This is a genomic window from Aeromonas sp. 19NY04SH05-1 (genome assembly GCF_040581895.1).
GTDB classification, from domain to species: Bacteria; Pseudomonadota; Gammaproteobacteria; order Enterobacterales; family Aeromonadaceae; genus Aeromonas; species Aeromonas enteropelogenes.
Map to the genome: position 1 here is coordinate 1,816,724 of NZ_CP095328.1, position 19,223 is coordinate 1,835,946.

Annotated in this window: 16 protein-coding genes; 8 read left to right on the forward strand and 8 right to left on the reverse strand. The window is 59.3% G+C overall.

Annotated elements, in window-relative coordinates:
• Window positions 1-89: 89 nt before the first annotated feature.
• Window positions 90-1,472: an amino acid permease gene (locus MRK42_RS08420; RefSeq protein ID WP_026456096.1), complete on the reverse strand. Its 1,383-nt coding sequence runs from the start codon at window positions 1,470-1,472 to the stop codon at window positions 90-92.
• Between the two features lie 345 nt (window positions 1,473-1,817).
• Here MRK42_RS08420 and MRK42_RS08425 point away from each other — a divergent pair, with 345 nt between their 5' ends.
• A complete protein-coding gene (locus MRK42_RS08425) occupies window positions 1,818-2,132 on the forward strand; it encodes a hypothetical protein (RefSeq protein ID WP_338612169.1) in 315 nt (104 codons plus the stop codon).
• 167 nt (window positions 2,133-2,299) lie between these two features.
• Here the strand turns inward: MRK42_RS08425 and MRK42_RS08430 are convergent, their stop codons facing one another.
• On the reverse strand, window positions 2,300-3,112 hold the full coding sequence (locus MRK42_RS08430) for a pyruvate, water dikinase regulatory protein (RefSeq protein ID WP_026456094.1): 813 nt from the start codon (window positions 3,110-3,112) through the stop codon (window positions 2,300-2,302).
• Between the two features lie 319 nt (window positions 3,113-3,431).
• On the opposite strand from MRK42_RS08430, the gene ppsA reads away from it, so the two are divergent.
• Window positions 3,432-5,810 carry a phosphoenolpyruvate synthase gene (gene ppsA / locus MRK42_RS08435; protein WP_224209862.1) on the forward strand — a complete coding sequence of 793 codons (2,379 nt, stop codon included), beginning with the start codon at window positions 3,432-3,434 and terminating at the stop codon, window positions 5,808-5,810.
• An 80-nt stretch (window positions 5,811-5,890) separates the two neighbouring features.
• On the opposite strand, the gene MRK42_RS08440 is transcribed toward ppsA, so the two are convergent.
• From MRK42_RS08440 to MRK42_RS08455, 4 genes are all read right to left on the reverse strand, one after another.
• The gene (locus tag MRK42_RS08440) at window positions 5,891-6,352 is read right to left on the reverse strand and encodes a hypothetical protein (RefSeq protein ID WP_201977264.1); all 462 of its coding nucleotides are present in this window, start codon (window positions 6,350-6,352) and stop codon (window positions 5,891-5,893) included.
• A gap of 17 nt (window positions 6,353-6,369) precedes the next feature.
• Complete coding sequence (locus MRK42_RS08445; protein ID WP_338612170.1) at window positions 6,370-8,247, reverse strand: S8 family serine peptidase; 1,878 nt, start codon at window positions 8,245-8,247, stop codon at window positions 6,370-6,372.
• A gap of 315 nt (window positions 8,248-8,562) precedes the next feature.
• Window positions 8,563-8,745: a hypothetical protein gene (locus MRK42_RS08450; RefSeq protein WP_338612171.1), complete on the reverse strand. Its 183-nt coding sequence runs from the start codon at window positions 8,743-8,745 to the stop codon at window positions 8,563-8,565.
• Window positions 8,746-8,751: 6 nt separating this feature from the next.
• The gene (locus MRK42_RS08455) at window positions 8,752-9,303 is read right to left on the reverse strand and encodes a hydrolase (RefSeq protein WP_338612457.1); all 552 of its coding nucleotides are present in this window, start codon (window positions 9,301-9,303) and stop codon (window positions 8,752-8,754) included.
• Window positions 9,304-9,607: 304 nt separating this feature from the next.
• Here MRK42_RS08455 and MRK42_RS08460 point away from each other — a divergent pair, with 304 nt between their 5' ends.
• Window positions 9,608-10,423, forward strand: coding sequence for a MetQ/NlpA family ABC transporter substrate-binding protein (locus MRK42_RS08460; RefSeq protein WP_338612172.1), 816 nt, complete (start codon window positions 9,608-9,610; stop codon window positions 10,421-10,423).
• Window positions 10,424-10,486: 63 nt separating this feature from the next.
• On the opposite strand, the gene MRK42_RS08465 is transcribed toward MRK42_RS08460, so the two are convergent.
• A complete protein-coding gene (locus MRK42_RS08465; protein ID WP_042069726.1) occupies window positions 10,487-12,343 on the reverse strand; it encodes a DUF3413 domain-containing protein in 1,857 nt (618 codons plus the stop codon).
• A 47-nt stretch (window positions 12,344-12,390) separates the two neighbouring features.
• A complete protein-coding gene (locus tag MRK42_RS08470) occupies window positions 12,391-12,618 on the reverse strand; it encodes a YejL family protein (protein ID WP_005344699.1) in 228 nt (75 codons plus the stop codon).
• 73 nt (window positions 12,619-12,691) lie between these two features.
• Between MRK42_RS08470 and yejK the strand changes: the two genes are divergently transcribed.
• The 5 genes from yejK (at window position 12,692) to ugpC (ending at window position 19,153) form a co-directional block, all read left to right on the forward strand.
• Complete coding sequence (yejK, locus tag MRK42_RS08475; RefSeq protein WP_042069724.1) at window positions 12,692-13,741, forward strand: nucleoid-associated protein YejK; 1,050 nt, start codon at window positions 12,692-12,694, stop codon at window positions 13,739-13,741.
• 396 nt (window positions 13,742-14,137) lie between these two features.
• Entirely contained in the window at window positions 14,138-15,319 is a 1,182-nt protein-coding gene (malE, locus tag MRK42_RS08480; protein ID WP_042024923.1) for a maltose/maltodextrin ABC transporter substrate-binding protein MalE, read from the forward strand.
• Window positions 15,320-15,391: 72 nt separating this feature from the next.
• Entirely contained in the window at window positions 15,392-17,044 is a 1,653-nt protein-coding gene (malF, locus tag MRK42_RS08485; RefSeq protein ID WP_223378071.1) for a maltose ABC transporter permease MalF, read from the forward strand.
• A gap of 12 nt (window positions 17,045-17,056) precedes the next feature.
• Window positions 17,057-17,947 carry a maltose ABC transporter permease MalG gene (malG, locus tag MRK42_RS08490; RefSeq protein ID WP_005299600.1) on the forward strand — a complete coding sequence of 297 codons (891 nt, stop codon included), beginning with the start codon at window positions 17,057-17,059 and terminating at the stop codon, window positions 17,945-17,947.
• A gap of 69 nt (window positions 17,948-18,016) precedes the next feature.
• Entirely contained in the window at window positions 18,017-19,153 is a 1,137-nt protein-coding gene (gene ugpC, locus MRK42_RS08495) for a sn-glycerol-3-phosphate ABC transporter ATP-binding protein UgpC (RefSeq protein ID WP_026457175.1), read from the forward strand.
• Window positions 19,154-19,223 lie beyond the last annotated feature (70 nt).

Below are 19,223 nucleotides of genomic sequence, written 5' to 3' on the forward strand. Positions count from 1 at the left end.
GCCATTTGCCATGGTCAACGAGTCTTACCAGACAATAAAAAAACGCCGATCATCCGATCGGCGTTTTTCTTGTTTTGTATTGCCCGAGGTTAGCCGAGTTCGGCGACGGCCTTGCTCTGGGCCTGGCTCTTGCGCTTGATGGCAAAACCCACCCCCAGCACCACCAGCCACACGGGGATCAGCTCAACCGAGATGCGGGTGCCCTCGTTCAAATACATGATCACCAGGATGGCGGCCATGAAGGCGAGGCAGAGGTAGTTGCCAAACGGGCTCCACAGAGCCTTGAACTTGGTAGTCACCCCTTCGGCGGCCTTGACCTTGCGGAACTTGAGGTGAGCCAGGCTGATCATGGCCCAGTTGATGACCAGGGCGGAGACCACCAGGGACATCAAGAGGCCGAAGGCCTTGCCCGGGATCAGGTAGTTGATCAGCACGCACAACAGAGTGGCGGCGGCCGAGATGGAGATGGCGGTCAGGGGAACCCCGCTCTTGTTGGTCTTGAGCAGCGCCTTGGGCCCGTTACCCTGCTTGGCCAGACCAAACAGCATGCGGCTGTTGCAGTAGACACAGCTGTTGTAGACCGAGAGCGCGGCGGTCAGTACCACCAGGTTCAGCACGTTGGCCACCAGGTTGCTGTCCAGGGCGTGGAAGATCATCACGAACGGGCTGCCGCCTTCCACCACCTTGCCCCAGGGATAGAGGGAGAGCAGTACGGCCAGGGCACCGATGTAGAAGATGAGGATGCGGTAGATCACCTGGTTGGTGGCTCTGGGGATGCTCTTCTCCGGGTTGTCGGCTTCAGCGGCCGTGATGCCGACCAGCTCCAGGCCGCCGAAGGAGAACATGATGAAGGCCATGGCCATCACCAGCCCGCCCACGCCGTTGGGGAAGAAGCCGCCCTGGGCCCAGAGGTTGCTGACCGTGGCCTCGGGGCCGCCGCTGCCGGAGAGCAGCATCCAGCCGCCAAATCCGATCATGCCGAGGATGGCGACCACCTTGATGATGGCAAACCAGAATTCCATCTCGCCGAACGCCTTGACGTTGGAGAGGTTGATGGCGTTGATCAGCACGAAGAAGAAGGCGGCCGACATCCAGGTCGGGATCTCGGGCCACCAGTACTGGACATAGATACCCACTGCGGTCAGCTCGGCCATGCTCACCAGCACGTAGAGTACCCAGTAGTTCCAGCCGGAGGCAAAGCCGGCGAAGTCACCCCAGTACTTGTAGGCAAAGTGGCTGAACGAGCCGGCAACCGGCTCTTCCACTACCATCTCGCCAAGCTGGCGCATGATGAGAAACGCAATGAAGCCGCCGATGGCATAGCCCAGCAGCACCGAAGGGCCCGCCATCTTGATGGTGTCGGCGATGCCGAGAAACAGGCCGGTGCCGATGGCGCCGCCCAATGCAATCAACTGAATGTGGCGGTTTTTAAGACCGCGTTTCAGCTCTTCGCCGTCTTGTTTCAAATCCATGGTCTGTCCTTATCTCTCTGTTGTCTCAGTCGGTGTTGGGCTCATCCTGAGCAGGCCGCGATGCGTAGCCAAAACCTGACGAAAGCTGTATTTATTTCGTTACGCCATGCGTTTTGTGATTTTTCATGCTGGCTGGCAACGCAAGCAGAATAGTGATAATCCGCCATGAATGCACCTGTTTTCCATGTTGAGTGGTGGTGTTTTGCACGATAGCCAGCTTTTTCATGAGTTGATCAAGCTTCTGGTTAGTGGTTGGGTGAAATTTAAACAATCGAATTGAATTTTGTTGACATGATTTTTTGATGGTGATTTTTCATTGCTTTTACTGAGAAAGGGATGCAAACGATGCACAAGCTGGTTGAAGGAGCGGATAAAGGGGGTCTGGTACAACAGGGGGTGGCCAAGGGCGTGCTACTGGCGCTCTGGTTGGCCATGGCGGCCTGCCCACTGCTCCTGACGATGGCGATCGCCATCCTGGCCGGTTGGGGCTGGCTGGGAGATGAAGGGTTGCTACAGCACTGGCCAAGGCTCCTGCTGGCAGGGGCACTGATCGGGGGAGTAGCCGGTTGCTGGCTGGCTGAGCGGGTACGCCGAAATGACGGTTTGCTGGCCTGCTATGCTCGCCTGATGAATAACCCTGAGCTCAATTGCCACCACTAAACGGCGCGTTTGATCAGATGGGAAAAAGGAGGGGCAAACGCCTTGATGCGCTTGCCCCTCGTTGTATCCGTCGCCTCAATGGTCACTGTGATGGCTAGCCATGCCTTGGTTGGCAAGGGCAGACCCCGGATTTTGTCATTATCCTCAGCGATAGCTGTCAAGCTGGCTTAACAGAGGTGGCGGCGCAGGCCGGTTGCCTCCAGGATCTTGGCGCTGATCTCCTCCACCGAGTGGGAACTGGTATCGAGAAAGCGGATCGCCTCCCGGCGAAACAGTCGCTCCACGCTCGCCAGCTCCTGCTCGCACTGTTCCAGCGAAGAGTAACGGCTGTTGGCGCGGCGCTGGTTGCGGATCTCGTGCAGCCGCTGGGGGGCGATGGTGAGGCCGAACAGCTTGTGGCGATTGGCCTTGAGGGCGGTGGGCAGATCCAGGGAGCCCATGTCCTGTTCGATGAAGGGGTAGTTGGCGGCGCGGATGCCAAACTGCAGCGCGAGATAGAGGCTGGTGGGGGTTTTGCCGCAACGTGACACCCCGATCAGTATGATGTCCGCCTCGTCGTACTCCCGGGTGGTGATGCCGTCATCGTTGGCCAGGGCGAAGTTCACTGCCTCGATGCGATCGTCATAGAGCTTGCGGTTCTCCATGCCGTGGGTGCGATGGAGCCTGGGCTCGGCCTTGACCCCCAGCTCTTGCTCCAGCGGGCTCACGAAGGTGTTGAGGAAATCGTGACCGCAAGCCTCCGCCTTAAGCACCTCTTCCCGTACTTGCGGGTCGACGATGGTGTGGAACAGGATGGGGCGCACCCCGGTCTGGCGGAACTGTTCGTCGATGCGGGCCCGTACCTGCCTCGCCTTTTCCAGAGTCTCCACGAAGGGGATGGTAATCTGTTCAAACGCCAGCGGAAACTGGCTCAGCACGGCGTGGCCGAACACTTCAGCGGTGATGGCGGTGCCGTCGGAAACATAGAATACGGTGTGCACGGGGGCTCCTGTGGTGGGGATTGGCATGGTGGCGAGAAGGAAGTATCTCTCGAAACTATATCAATTTTGTCAACCGGTCTGCTGTGCCCAAGTTGTGAAGTGGCTTGCAAACCTGAGTCGTTACCTTTTTGTGTTGGCATTGTAGAATGTCTGTGTCATTCGGCCATCCCCAAATCTTGCGTGGGGATTTTTTTGACAACAAGTAGAAAACGTTTTCTTGGTCGTTGGCAACAGCACAAACAGACAATAACGCACAAAACTCACGTACATAAATCAGGGGACAGGGAGCCCTGACTCCCGAGCCCACCAACCTGGAGACATGCAAGTGCAACAGTACGTACTCTGGTACGAGCAACTCGGAATGCAAGATGTAGAACGAGTTGGCGGCAAGAACGCATCCCTTGGCGAGATGATCAGCAATCTCTCTGGCGCCGGTGTATCCGTGCCGGGGGGCTTTGCCACCACCGCCTATGCGTTTAACGAGTTTCTGGAGTCAAGCGGCCTCAACGACAAGATCCACGATCTGCTCGACGCCCTGGATGTGGACGACATCGCCGCCCTCAACCGGGCCGGCCAGCAGATCCGCGACTGGGTGATCGACGCCCCGTTCCAGCCCGAGCTGGAGCAGGCGATCCGGGTTGCCTACGAGAAGTTGAGTGCAGGTGTCGAGGCCTCCTTTGCGGTGCGATCGTCAGCCACCGCCGAGGACATGCCGGATGCCTCCTTTGCCGGCCAGCAGGAGACCTTCCTCAACGTGCGCGGCATCGACGCCGTCATGACGGCCGTCAAGCATGTGTTTGCGTCACTGTTCAACGATCGCGCCATCTCCTACCGGGTGCATCAGGGCTATGACCACAAGGGCGTGGCGCTCTCGGCCGGGGTACAGCGCATGGTGCGCTCGGATCTCGCTGCCTCCGGCGTCATGTTCACCCTGGATACCGAATCCGGCTTCAACGACGTGGTCTTCATCACCGGAGCTCACGGCCTTGGCGAGATGGTGGTACAGGGCGCCGTCAACCCTGACGAGTTCTATGTGCACAAGCCGACCTTAAAGAGCGGCCGTCCCGCCGTGGTGCGAAAGACCCTGGGCTCCAAGCTTATCAAGATGACCTACTCCGACGATGCCGGTCACGGCCGTCAGGTGAAGATCGTCGATACCGTGGATGCCGAGCGCAGCCGCTTCTGCATCACCGACGAAGAGGTGATGGATCTGGCCAGACAAGCCCTCATCATCGAGCAGCACTACGGCCGCCCGATGGATATCGAGTGGGCCAAGGATGGTCAGGATGGCAAGCTCTACATCGTCCAGGCGCGCCCGGAAACCGTACGCAGCCGCCAGGAGGCCAACACCCTAGAGCGTTTTGCTCTCAAGCAATCCGGCAAGGTGCTGATCGAAGGGCGCGCCATCGGCCACAAGATAGGGGCGGGCCCGGCCCGGGTCATCTCCTCCATCAGCCAGATGGACGAGGTACAGCCCGGTGACGTGCTGGTCACCGACATGACGGATCCGGACTGGGAGCCCATCATGAAGCGGGCCTCCGCCATCGTCACCAACCGGGGGGGGCGCACCTGCCATGCAGCCATCATCGCCCGCGAGCTGGGCATTCCGGCTGTGGTGGGTTGTGGCAACGCCACCGATCACATCAAGGATGGCCAGCTCATCACCGTCTCCTGCGCGGAAGGGGACACCGGCTTCATCTATGACGGTGAACTCGACTTTGACGTGGCGGTGACCGAGGTAGGCAACATGCCGCGCCTGCCCATCAAGATCATGATGAACGTGGGCAACCCGGACAGAGCCTTTGACTTCGCCCAGCTGCCGAACGCTGGCGTGGGGCTGGCCCGTCTCGAGTTCATCATCAACCGCATGATCGGCGTACACCCCAAAGCCTTGCTGGAGTTTGATCAGCAAAGCCCCGAGCTTCAGGCCACCATAGCCAAGATGATCGCCGGCTACGAGAGCCCGCGCGAGTTCTACGTCGCCAAGCTGACCGAAGGCATCGCCACCCTGGGCGCCGCCTTCTGGCCGGAGCGGGTGATAGTGCGGATGTCGGACTTCAAGTCCAACGAGTACGCCAACCTGGTGGGCGGTCGTGACTACGAGCCTCACGAAGAGAACCCCATGATCGGTTTCCGTGGTGCGTCTCGCTACATCGCCGACAGTTTCCGCCCCTGCTTCGCCCTCGAGTGCGAGGCGATCAAGCGGGTGCGCGACGTCATGGGGCTGACCAACGTCGAGGTGATGATCCCCTTTGTGCGCACCGTGGGTGAGGCGGAGCAGGTGATCGACATCCTGGCTGAAAATGGCCTGCGCCGCGGCGAGCGGGGGCTCAAGGTGATCATGATGTGCGAGATCCCGAGCAATGCCCTGCTGGCCGACAAGTTCCTCGAACACGTGGATGGTTTTTCCATCGGCTCCAACGACATGACCCAGCTGACCCTTGGACTTGACAGGGACTCGGGCCTGATCGCCCACCTGTTCGACGAGCGCAACGAGGCGGTCAAAGCGTTGCTGGCCATGGCCATCCAGGCTGCCCGCAAGGCCGGCAAGTATGTGGGGATCTGCGGCCAGGGGCCGTCTGATCACGCCGACTTCGCCGCCTGGCTGGTGGAGCAGGGGATCGATTCGGTGTCGCTGAACCCGGATACCGTGGTCGACACCTGGCTCTATCTGGCCGAGCAGCACGGCGGCAAGTAAGCCTACAAGCGTGCAGCAATGACAAGGGGGCCTGATGGCCCCCTTGGTTTTTACGGGCGGCAGCCTGGCTGCCGACGTGCTTATTTGGGCTGTTGCTCTGTTCCGGACAGCTCAATCTGCACCTTCACCCCTTCCTCTTTGAGCCGGGTGGCGATGGCGTTGAGATCTGTACTCGGCTTGGCCTCCAGCAGGGCAATGCCGCCGCTGCTTTGCTTGAATTGCAGGCCGTGGCGGCTTGCAATCTCCTTGGCCTGACTGTCATCGGCTTCCACCAGCAGGGTGCCGCTGACGGTCAGCTCCGGGCTGGCAACGCCCTGCAGCAGGGCATCGCCCCGGCGCAGGGTTTGCTGCGGCACCTTGCCGTCCAGACTGCGGGTGACCCGCTTCTTGCTGCCATCATCAGGGGTCAGGTAGGTCTGACCATTGACCTCTATGGTGCGATATTGCTTGCCGTCTATGGTCACTGATTCCTCGGCACTGGCATAGGTGGTGGCCGTTGCCAGCAGGCTGGCGAGGGCAAGGGTGATCATGGTCTGTTTCATGGATGATTCCTCTGTAATCAGGCGCGGGGCGCGTCATGGCCCAGTACGCGCAGTGACCAGTCGATGAGCTTGCCCGGCTGGCTGTTGTTGCGTTCGGTCAGGGTGCTGCGGGTGTTGGTTCGGCGATCAAGCAGTGAAACCTGACGAGTGCCGTTGGCGATGTCGGTCACCTCCAGTCGCCACTCTCCCTGAGCCGGCTCGCCATAGAACTTGTGGGAGAGCAGGCGCATGTCACGCAATCCCCTGGTGCGAACATAACCCAGTTGCTGCCGGTCGAGGGACTGACCCACCAGGCTGTTGTAGGGGTTGAGCAGCACGCTGCGGGTACCGGACGGAGAGACCAGCTCGATCAGCAGATCTGGCAGGCGCTGGTGATCCAGGTTGACCATGACCTGTACCGCTTCCACCGTCAACGCCTGCTCGATCTGGATGGCCGAGCGGGTCGGGGCAGCACCGACGTCAGGAATGGCAGCCACCCTGCTGTCGCTCGGGGAGGCCTTCTGCCAGGGCAGTTGCACCAGCGGCGGCAGCGGGTTGTGGTTGGCGGCGCGCGCCAGAGCCTTATTGACATCGATCAGACCAAAACCGTAAGTCGGGCTGAACCACATGCCGGCGGCGTTGCGCTCCCACCCTTCCAGTGCGGTGACCGTGCGGGCGCTGCCTGCGCGGCTGGTGTAGCTCACCTGTACCGCCGGATGCGCGGCATCGACCCGGGTGGCGCTGCGGGCCAGCAGATCCCGCAGGTCCCGCACCGACAGATCCGGATAAGCGGACATCAGCAGGGCCACCGAACCCGAGGTGTTGGGGGTCGCCGAGGAGGTACCGTTCATCACGCCGTTGTAGTCGCAGAGCGCATCCAGTTGCTGGTTGCCGTGCAGCCGGTTGGCGCTGGGATCATCATTGCGGTTGTAACCCATGTCGCACCCGGGGAGATCCGTGGTGACCATGGCCGGCGTATCGGTGCCATATTCTCCCCCGGGGGCGCTCAGGAAGACGTTGCTGCCGACGCTGGAGTAGGAGGAGCGCTTGCCATCGGCATTGAGGGCACTGACCACCAGGTTCCAGAAGTTGCTGTTGGCGGGATCGATGTTGCTGTTCTCGAAGGGCAGGAGGGGGCCATTGCCGGTGCGGGAGAGGGCATAGTTGCCGGCGCCGATGCGTTTGAAGCCGTTGCCCGCCGCCTTGATGTAGGCCGCGCTTTCCGCCTTGAGGGTTTGCTGCTCGAACAGGCGATCGAGCTGGGCCTGATCCAGATCGGTGGCCCCTTGCGGGTCGACCAGGCTCATGCCGTAGCTCTGGTTGAAGACCCGGTTGTCACGGCTGGCCTGGCTGTCGCCAAGGGCATAGAGCCAGTCCTTCTGCAACTGCCGGCTGTCGTTGTCGAGCAGGTTGAACCCCTGCAACTGGGCCTGGGGCGACACCCCTTTGGTGCCGACGGCGTTGTCTGCCGCAGCGATGAGACCGGCTACCGAGGTGCCGTGGGCGCTGTCGGGATCCGTCGGGGTGGGATCGCTGCCGCCGGTAACCACGTTTTTGGAGCCCGGTCGCACGTTGTCGGCCAGATCAGGGTGGGCAATGGCCAGGCCGTCATCCACTACGGCCACATTGATCCCCTGTCCCAGCACTCCGGTGCGGTGTGCCCACCAGAGGTTGAGGTCGTTGCCAGCCACGCCGCCGCGAGCGCTGAAGGCATCCTGGCCGCTGTTGAGCAGGTGCCACTGCTGATCCTGCAGGGGATTGCTGCCCGGCAGGCAACGCATTGCGCTATTACGAGCGGTATCCACGCCACTCTCCTTGCCGGTGAGCGGGGCACAGTTTTCATTTGCCTGAACGAGTGCAACTGGCAGGGTCGACAGCAGTGCTGTGATCGCCAGTGCTAACGATGTTTGCTTCATTATTTTTAACTCCATCTAGGATCGCACCTTCCTGGGTGCGAATGGAATCTATACACGGGATGAAGCGAGTCAAAAGACTCTCTTTTAGGAACTCTGACGAGCTTCAAAGAAATCCGATCTGGTTTGTGGTGGGTATTCCATTGGCGCTCTTTATGTGATTTATTGAGAGCATTTCTCATTTTCGTTTATTGATCTTTTTGTTTTTTAAATGCTTTGCGAGCGCCATATCGGGTGGGATGAGTAGCGGGGAGTGGACCGGCCCTGTCGCAACAGGAGCCGGTATGAGAGCCATAGGGTATGGCAAGCAGCAGGTGGTCAGATTGCGAGCTCGGTCACAGGGAAACCCGCCAATAGCCAGAACAGGGCGGCGAACAGGGAGAGGCCTATCAGGCTCCAGCGCAGATAGCGGCGGGTCGCCGCCATGCCGATGACGCTGATCGTTGCCGCCACCCAGCCGGCTACCAGCAGGTAGATGAAGGGGGCCATGTTGTCCATCATGGCGCCTTACCTCACGAGTGCCAGCACCTGGCGAAACGCCGGATGGCGGCAATTTCCCAGCAGTTCGTAGAGGCACATCTCCACCGAGGTGAGCTCGGTCCCTCGAGCTGCAAGTTTGCCGATGGCCAGCTCCCGGTTGGCGGGAGTGCGTGAGGAGACCGCATCTACCACCAGCGAGACCTCGCTGCCGTTTGCCAGCAGCCCAAGTACCGTTTGATAGACGCAGATATGGGTCTCGATGCCGCACACCAGCCAGTGGTTGACCCCGGTCTGGGTGAGGGCGGCGGACACGGTCGGCTCACCCAGGGCACTGAAGCTGAATTTGGTGAGCACAAGGTCGTCTGCCTGCAACCCTTGCAACTCGGGCACAGTGGTTCCGAGCTTGTCCGGATTTTGCTCCAGCCAGATGACCGGCAATCCCAGCGCTCTGGCCCCTTGCACCAAGCGCTGCGTATTGGTGATAAGGGCCTCGCTACCCTCGACCAGGCGAGCCAGCTTGCCCTGAATATCGACGACCAGCAGGCCGGTCGTGGCCACCGTCAGCGGCTGTATTCCCATCATTTGCTCTCCTTGCAGCGGTTTTCTCGGGCCTATTGCGCCAAAGAGGCACGCCCTCAGAATGTTTGACTATACCGGAATTGCCTTCGATTAAAGCTCTCTATGAATCCTTTGTTTGTGTCATGAAGGACAGGTAACCCCCATTTTCCAGTCAGCCCTGTTTTGCCGCTTGGCGAAGGGAAGGGGCTCTGTTATTGTGGTTGAAATAGCCATTTGGATGGCTAGATGGTTGCTGCGTGGCGTTTATCGCCCCGGATTGCACCTCTGGCCACCCTCTTGATGATCGTTTTGACAGGGAGTCCCTATGCAACGCCGTTTCTTCTTCAAGCTCTCCGCGCTGGCGCTGTTCGCCAGCAGTCTGCCGTTTTCCGTCCTCGCCGCCGATCCGGCCAAGAAAGAGATAGTGATCGGCACGACCGTGGGGGATTTTGCCGACATGGTGACTGATTCCATCAAGCCGCAGCTGGAGGCCAAGGGCTACCAGGTCAAACTGGTGGAGTTCACCGACTATGTGACTCCCAATATTGCCCTGGCCGATGGTTCGCTCGATGTGAACTGCTTCCAGCACAAGCCCTATCTGGAGAGTTTTGCCAAAGACAGGGGCTTGTCGCTCGCACCCATCACCCAGGTGCCGACCGGCCCCATGGGCCTCTATTCCGGCAAGAAGGGGCAGCTGGCCGAGGTGGGTGAGGGGAGTTCTGTGGCCATTCCCAACGATCCCACCAACCAGGCGCGGGCGCTGCTGATGCTGCAGGACTTGGGCTGGCTCACGCTCAAGGAGGGGATCAATCCGCTCAAGGCGAGTGAGTTCGATGTAGTGGACAACCCCCACGACATCAAGCTGGTGTTGCTGGAGGCGGCCCAGCTGCCCCGTTCACGGGAAGACGTGGATTTTTCCGTCATCAACGGCAACTTCGCCGCCTCCAGCGGCATCCCGTTCAGCGAGGGCTTGTTCCTTGAGCGCAGCTACGACTTCATCAACTGGGTAGTGGTGAAGAGTGCCGATGCGGACAAGCCGTTTGCCAAAGACGTGGCGGCAGCCTACAACTCCCCCGAATTCAAGGCCTATGCGGCCAAGCGCTTCGCGGGTTACAAGTACCCGCAGGGGTGGGGCGGTTAATACCGGGATGGCGACAGACAATAAAAAACGCCCCGCATGCGGGGCGTTTTTTATGTCCGGCCATCAGGGATGGCGATAGAAGCGGTTCAGCTCGTTCATCACCTGGATCATGGCACCCATGTCCGGGTTGCCGTGCTTGATGGGGCGATAGCTCTTCTGCTCCAGCAGCTCGAAGTCACCCTGCTTGTTGAAGTGGGTGATGGTGTTGTCCTGATAGATGGCAAAGTCGTTCTGATCGCCCGCCAGCAGCCAAGGGCGTGGGCTGGTATCAAACAGGCTGCGACCTATGCTGTAGTCCCGCGCCGGGTTGCGCACCCCCAGCATGCCCTGCATCAGGGTTGGTACCAGATCGAGATGGCTGCTGGGCTGTGACATCACCTGGCTGTCGCGACCGGGCCAGGCCAGCACGAAGGGCACCTGCACCTGATAGGGGGAATAGTTGGTGCCGGCCCCCCAGCTGTTGCTGCGGGTGTCGTTGAACTCCTGGCCATGATCCGAGGTGATGACGACTATGGTGTTGTCGCTCATACCCTGCTGTTGCAGCTGGGTCAGCATCTGCTCCAGCAGCTGGTCGGTATAGAAGACCGAGTTCTTGTAGCGGTTTTCGAGCTTTTGCAGGTTCTCGGCCCGATAGGCGGTGGCCGGGTTGAAGTTGGTCAGCTCCGGCTGGAATGGCCCCTTCATGGTCGCCGGCAACTGGTAGTCGCCCGGGCTCGACAGATAGACCAGCGAGAACCAGGGGCGCTCCGGCGTGCGCTTCTCGAGCCAGCCCTGCCAGTCGGACAGCAGCTTGCCGTCGTCGAGTTCTTCGGAGACGAATACCTGTTTGCGCAGGCCGGCCAGAATGCTCTGGCGATACTTCTGGGCATCTTCCATCGCGCCAAACAGACCGAACTGGTAGTCCTGACGCAGCATCTCGTCAAACAGCACGGGGGGCCGCTTCTCGCTGCTGATGTCCTGGTAGTAGTGGCCGGGCAGACCGTAGAAGAGGCCGAACATGCCCATCAGCGCGTCGTTGCCGCTGCTTAAGTGATTGCGGAACGTCAAATTCCGGGAGGCATAACGCTGCAGGTTGGGCATGTTGATGTTGTTCAGCATGTCAAAGCGCAGGGAGTCGACCACCACCACCAGCAGGTTGTTGTGGCTGCTGGGGGCGTTGACGTTGAGCGGGCGCAGGGGATAGTGCATCCGGCTGTCGCTGCCACTGTTGTTCTCCGACGCCGCCTGCTTCTTCTCGTACTGATCCAGATCCAGCCAGCCATGCTTGGCTAGGAAGGAGCGAGCCGTCATGGGGTAGGAGAGGGGGAAGTTGGCCCGCTGCATGGTGATGGGCTGATACAGGGTGGCATCCGCCCAGCTGTTGACCAGGTGGGTCAGGATGAAGCAGACCAGCAGGGCCAATCCCACCTGATTGCCGTACTGACGGCGCTTGCGCTTGTTGATCTTGCGCCAGACGTAGGCTGACAGCAGCAACTGCAACAGGAAGATGGTGGGCACAGCGACGAAGATGATGCTCCAGATCGAGCCCTCCTCGGTCTGGGCCTGATCCAGCAGCAGTTGCCACACCTGGGCATTCAGGTGGAACTTGAACAGCCTGAATACCTGGGTGTCGATAAGCAGCAGCACCAGCGCCAGGGTGGCGACGATGGCCGAAATAAAGCGCAGGGATTTCTCTTTGGGCAAGAGGAAGGTGAGCGGAAAAATCGTCAACAAATAGGTGACGAAGCTCAGGAAAGAGAAGTGGCCAATCCAGCTCACAACAAGGTAGATCACGCCGAGCGTGGTCGATGGCCAACTGATGGCACCCAGATAGCGGGTGGCGATCAGCATGGCCAGGATGATGTTGAAGAAGGAGAACCAATGCCCCCAGGTGATCAGGCGAGAGACATTATCACGATAGGGGTTACCGGTTTCGACCATAGTGATCCATCTGCGTAGAGAAACGTCAAATCAACGGAGTCGGGGACTCAGTGTGTGTCGTGGCGATTGTCGACCGATGCGGTCAGGGCCTGGACAAACTTCTCGGTGATGGCCTGGCGCTGGGCCGGTGCCATACCGTTGATGATATTGGTGGTCAGGTTGCCAAGCACCATGAGGCTGAGATCCACCGGCGCCTTGTGCTTTTCCAGCGCGGTGATCAGGTCGTTCATCAGGGCGTCAAACTGCTCGTTATTGTACTTTGATACGATGGGCATAATCTTCAGTTCATCTCGGTTCAAAGCGCCTTATAATACTTCACCCTTTCGGCTAACACTATGGCTTTGTGACATGAGTCTCGATATCGACAAGATCATACTTCACTCCCTGCGCCAGGGCGGCGATGGTCAACCTTACGCCGATACCCGCAGCCAGACCCTGCCCCCCGACGAGGCGGTGCAAGGGCTGATGGCGGAACTGCATCGCATCTACAACGGCAAGGGCGGCAAGGGCTTTGGCTTTTTTGCCGACCCCGAGGAGGCCGTCGCCGAACTGGCTGACGGTGAAGACGCCCCCAAGCAACCCTCTCCCGCGTTTCGCATCGCCCTCGAACAGCTGCTCGACGAGCAGACGGAATTTGTCCCCTTCTCGGTCACCGTGACCCAGATGCTGGTCAAGCAGCTGGTGGAGCATGCCCTGGATGAACAGGGAGTGCTGCTGTTTGCCAAATACAACTACGTCGGCGTCGATTATTTGCTGATCGCGCTGCTGGAAGGCAAGGAGAGCGTCACCGTCAGCGAGGCGCTGGAATTGCGTCATATCCAGTATCTGGATATCGGTAAACTCAATCTGGTGGCCCGCATCGATCTCACCGAGTGGAAAACCCAACCCGAGTCGCGCCGTTATATTACCTTCAGCAAGGGACGCATAGGCCGCAAACTCGGCGACTTCTTTATGGATTTGCTGGGCGCCCGCGAAGGGATGGATGCCAAGATCCAGAATAAAGGCTTGCTGCAAGCGGTCGAAGATTATTGTGACAGTCGCCAGCTCGAACCGGCCGAGCGCAATGATTATAAAAAGCAGGTTTTCAAATATTGCACCGAGCAGGCCAGTGCCGGTGAAGAGATCGAAATCAAGGAGTTGTCCGCAGAATTGCCCGGCGACGGTGACCTCGATTTTTACAGCTTCATCGGTCAGGAGTATGAGCTGGAAGAGCGCTTCCCCGCCGATCGTTCCACCCTGCGCGGTCTGACCAAATTTGTCGGATCCGGCGGCGGCCTGACCCTGAGCTTCGAGCAGAAGCTGCTGAATAGCCGCATTTTTTACGATCCGGACACCGATACCCTCACCATCAAGGGGGTGCCGCCCAACCTCAAGGATCAGCTGCTGCGCCAGTCGTAATGTGATCCGGTCGTCATATTTGGCAAAAAGGGACCCCGCTTCGGCGGGGTCCCTTTTTTATGACGTCCGTGGCGCAGGACGAAACCGGGGCGGTGCTTTGTTAACAGATAAAACAGAATCGATTGTCTGAAAGGGTTTTCATTCAAGTGAAAACCCTTTCAGTGAAGTAATAAAGTTTCATAATGGTAATTATATTTCTGCTTTGGTTGCGAAATAAGCCGATAAAATCGGTTATTACCGCGATTTAAGAAAATGTTTTCAAAACTTTCTGGAAGGAAATACGTAATTGCATTTCAAAAATGCGAGTTACGTCATGTGAGCCGTTTGCCGCTTGGGATAATATTCATCTCGCACACAAATGCTCTTACAGCGCGGAACTAATACAAGGAAAGGCTCATGAAAAAGAAATTGCTGTCATCCCTGATCGGTCTGGCCACTCTTGGTGTCGCCTGCTCTGCCACTGCTGCCATCGACGAAGGCCAGCTGACCATCTGGATCAACGGTGACAAGGGATACAACGGCCTGGCTGAAGTGGGTAAGAAGTTTGAAGCAGAAACCGGCATCAAGGTGACTGTGGCCCACCCGGATCAGGTTGAAGTTAAATTCCAGCAAGCCGCCGCCACTGGCAACGGCCCGGACATCTTCTTCTGGGCTCACGACCGTTACGGTGAGTGGGTCAAAGCCGGTCTGCTGGTGCCCGTGACCCCCAATGCCGACACCAAGGCCAAGTTTGAACAACTGGCATGGGATGCCATGACCGTCGATGGCAAGACCTATGGTTACCCGGTTGCCATGGAAGCGGTCAGCCTGATTTATAACAAGGATCTGCTGCCCGAGCCGCCCAAGACCTTCGAAGAGATCGCCAAGATCGACGAAACCCTGAAGAAGGATGGCAAGCGCGCCATCATGTGGGCCTATGACACCCCCTACTTCAGCTATCCGCTGGTGGCTGCCAACGGTGGTTACGCCTTCAAGAAAACCGCCACCGGTTATGACGTGAAAGACACCGGCGTAAACAACGCGGGCGCCAAGATGGGGGTGGGCTACATCTCCGAGATGATCAAGTCCGGTCACCTGGAGAAGGGCATCGACTACGGTGTGATGGATGCCAAGTTCAACAAGGGCGAAGTGGCCATGATGATCAATGGTCCCTGGGCCTGGAGCAACTTGGACAAGAGCGGCATCAAGTACGGCGTCGCCCCGCTGCCGACCCTGAATGGCAAGCCGGCCAAGGCCTTCGTTGGCGTGCTGGGTGCCACCATCAACGCCGCCAGCCCGAACAAGGATCTGGCCATCGAGTTCCTCGAGAACTACCTGCTGACCGATGCCGGTCTGGCGCCGATGAACGCCGACAAGCCGCTGGGTGCCGTGGCCCTGAAATCCTTCCAGAAGACCCTGGAATCCGATCCGCACATCAAGGCGACCATGCAAAACGCCCAGGCTGGCGAGCCGATGCCGTCCGTGCCCGAGATGAGCCGTTTCTGGTCCTCCTTTGAAACTGCCCTCAAGAACGTGACCTCCGGCCGTCAAGGTGTTGATGAAGCCCTCGATACCGCTGCCAAGCGTATCGTCCAGTAAGTTCGTACTACCCGGGAGGTCTTCGGGCCTCCCACTTTCTCCTCTCTCTTGGCGTTATAAAGGTTAATTGGCATGGAAGTAGTACCTTCTGTTGAGTCCTATGCCGGTCCGAAGGATAAGCACGTCTGGCTCAAGTGGACCATAGCGGCCCTGGTTGCCATCCTCAACGGCTACGCAGCCGTGATGATGTATGCCAGTGGCGAGTGGGTATTCGCGTTGCTGGATCTGGTGGTGGTATCCGCCGGCCTGTATGTCTTTATGAACAAGAAGACCTATGCCCATCGTTACATCTTTCCGGGTGTGGCGGGCATGGTTGTATTTATCATCTTCCCTCTTGCCTACACGATTGGCATCGCCTTCACCAACTATTCAGGCTCCAATTTGCTCTCGGTAGAGCAGGCGCGGGATTATCATCTCAAGAAATCCTACAAGGTGGCGGGTGGTGAATTCGATTTTACCCTGCTGGAAGCCGACAACGGCCAGTTCCAGCTGCTGCTGAACCAGGGTGAACAGACCTTTGTCAGCCAACCTCTCTCCCTGATGAACAACAAGGCCCGCGAGCTGGCGGTGCGCGAGGGACGGGCACAGGCGGCCCCGCAACTGGTCGAGTTGCAGGTGGCAACCGCCGAGACCGAGCGCAAGTCCGCGCCCATTCGCGTCATCGTCGAGCATCGTACTCACCTGAGCGGGCTGGATCTGGTGCTGCCGGACGACGGCACTCACCTGACCCTGAGCAGCCTGCGCAAGTTTGCCGCCCAGAAGCCGCAATATACCCGGCTGATGGATGGGGCCGTGCTCAAGTCCGGGGTGGTGATCAAGGACAGCAACCTGCTGCGCGACAACCAGACCGGCGAGCTGATGCTGCCCAACGGTGACACCGGCTTCTATCAATACATCGACGAGCAGGGTCAGTTCGTCGGCAAGGGCATCGCCCCCGGTTTTGTGGTGAGCGTGGGCTGGAAGAACTTTGCCCGCATCGTGACCGACCCGGGCATCCAGGCGCCGTTCCTGCAGATCTTCGTCTGGACCGTGATCTTCTCCACCTGCTCCGTCGCCTTCACCCTGGCCATCGGCATGGTGCTGGCTTGTCTGGTGCAGTGGGAAGAGCTCAAGGGCCGCGGCTTCTACCGGGTCATGCTGATCCTGCCCTATGCCATCCCGGCGTTTATCTCCATCCTGGTGTTCAAGGGCTTGTTCAACCAGAACTTCGGCGAGATCAACATGTTCCTGGAAGCGGCATTCGGCATCAAACCGGACTGGTACACCAACCCCTTCCTGGCCAAGGTGATGATCCTCATCGTCAACACCTGGCTTGGCTACCCCTACATGATGATCCTCTGCATGGGCCTGCTCAAGGCCATTCCGGAAGATCTCTATGAAGCGTCCGCCATGGACGGGGCCGGCCCGGTACAGAACTTCTTCAAGATCACGGTACCGCTCCTGATGAAGCCGCTGACACCCCTGTTGATTGCCTCGTTCGCCTTCAACTTCAACAACTTCGTGCTTATCCAGTTGTTGACCAATGGCGCCCCGGACATCATTGGCGCCAGCACCCCGGCCGGTACCACCGACCTGCTGGTGAGCTACACCTACCGGATCGCGTTCCAGGGCTCGGGTGGTCAGGACTACGGTCTGGCCAGTGCCATCGCCACCGCCATCTTCCTCATCGTGGGTGCGCTGGCCTTGCTCAACCTGAAATTGTCCAAAGCCGACAAGCAACTGTAAGGAGGCTTCAACATGGCAATCGTACAACCCAAATCAGTCAAATACCGGGTGTGGGCAACCCACCTGGTGATGTGGGGCTTCCTGGCACTGATCATCTTCCCGCTGATCATGGTCATCGCCATCTCGTTTAGAAACGGCAACTTCGCGGTAGGGGAGATCATCCCCTCCAACCCGACCCTGGATCACTGGAAGCTGGCGCTCGGCATGTCCATCACCAACGCCGACGGCAGCATCACGCCGCCGCCGTTTCCGGTGCTGACCTGGCTGTGGAACTCCATCAAGATCGCGGGGATCACCGCTCTGATGATAGTGGTGCTCTCCACCACCTGTGCCTACGCCTTCGCCCGCCTGCGTTTTCGTGGCAAGTCCACCATCCTGCAGGGCATGCTGATCTTCCAGATGTTCCCGGCGGTGCTGGCACTGGTGGCCATCTATGCGCTCTTTAACAAGATTGGTGACTACATCCCCTGGCTGGGTCTCAACACCCACGGCGGCCTGATCCTAGCCTACATGGGGGGCATCGCCCTGCACGTCTGGACCATCAAGGGCTACTTCGAGACCATCGACTCCTCTCTGGAAGAGGCGGCGGCCATCGACGGTGCCACCCCGTGGCAGGCGTTCCGCCTGATCCTGCTGCCCCTGTCGGTGCCCATCCTGGCGGTAGTGTTCATCCTGGCTTTCATCGGTTCCATCACCGAGGTGCCCATGGCCTCCATCCTGCTGCAGGATGTGAACAATCTGACCCTGGCGGTCGGGGCCCAGCAGTACCTCTATCCGCAGAACTACCTGTGGGGTGACTTCGCCGCAGCGGCCGTGCTGTCCGGCTTCCCCATCACGGTCGTCTTCCTGCTCGCCCAGCGCTGGCTGGTGGGTGGTCTCACTGCCGGTGGCGTCAAAGGTTAAGGTTTGTGGCCGGGGGAGCCGACTCCCCCCGCCATCACGATTTGCAAAGATTCAAGAGCGGAGCTCGACATGGCTGAAGTAGTACTCAACAACGTTCGCAAAAATTACGATCCGGCTGTTCACAAGGACACCCTGCGCAATATCAACCTCTCCATCAAGGAAGGGGAGTTCATCGTCTTCGTCGGCCCCTCCGGCTGCGGCAAATCCACCCTGCTGCGAATGATCGCGGGTCTGGAAGACATCACCAGCGGCGAGCTGACCATCGGCGGTCGCTACATGAACGACGTGCCGCCGGTAGAGCGCAACGTGGGCATGGTATTCCAGTCCTACGCCCTCTACCCGCACATGAACATCTACGAGAACATGGCCTTCGGCCTCAAGCTCAAGAAGATGGACAAGGAGAACATCCACAAGCGGGTGATGCGTGCCGCCGAGATCCTCGGTCTCGAGCCGCTGCTCGAGCGCAAGCCCAAGGCCCTCTCCGGCGGTCAGCGCCAGCGGGTGGCCATCGGTCGTTCCATTGTGCAGCAGCCCCAGGTGTTCCTGTTTGACGAGCCGCTCTCCAACCTCGACGCCGCCCTGCGGGTCAAGATGCGCATCGAGATCGCCAAGCTGCACAAGGAGCTCAACTCCACCATCATCTACGTGACCCATGATCAGGTGGAGGCCATGACCCTGGCCGACAAGATAGTGGTGCTGAGCCCGCTCAAGGGCGAGGCGGCCACCAACCTGGAGCAGTTCGGTTCCCCGCTCGATCTCTACCACAACCCGGACAACAAGTTCGTGGCGGGCTTTATCGGCTCCCCCAAGATGAACTTCCTGGCGGCCGAGCTGGTGGAAATTGGTGAGCAGGAGTGTCTGGTCAAGCTGAGCTCTGGCGACAACGTGCGGGTGCGGGTCGATGCCCGTCGCGGCGCGGTTGGTGACAAGGTGGAGCTCGGCATTCGTCCCGAGCACCTGGTGCCGCTGGATCACGCCCATGCCGACAGCCGCGTGAGTGGTGTGGTGCAGGTGGCCGAGCACCTGGGGGCGGAGTCCTTCGTCTATATGGATGTGGATGGTCACGACTTCACCGTCAAGACCACCTCGGACGTGGACGTGGCGGCCGGTCAGACCTACAGCGTGGGGATCCCGGCCGAGGCCTGCTATCTGTTCGATACCAAGGAGCAGGCGTTCCCCCGTACCGCCAAATACATCCGTACCTGACGGGTACTGGTGCAGGTTTTCCTTATCTTCAATGCCTTTTTGCCGGTCGCAAGACCGGCTTTTTCATTTC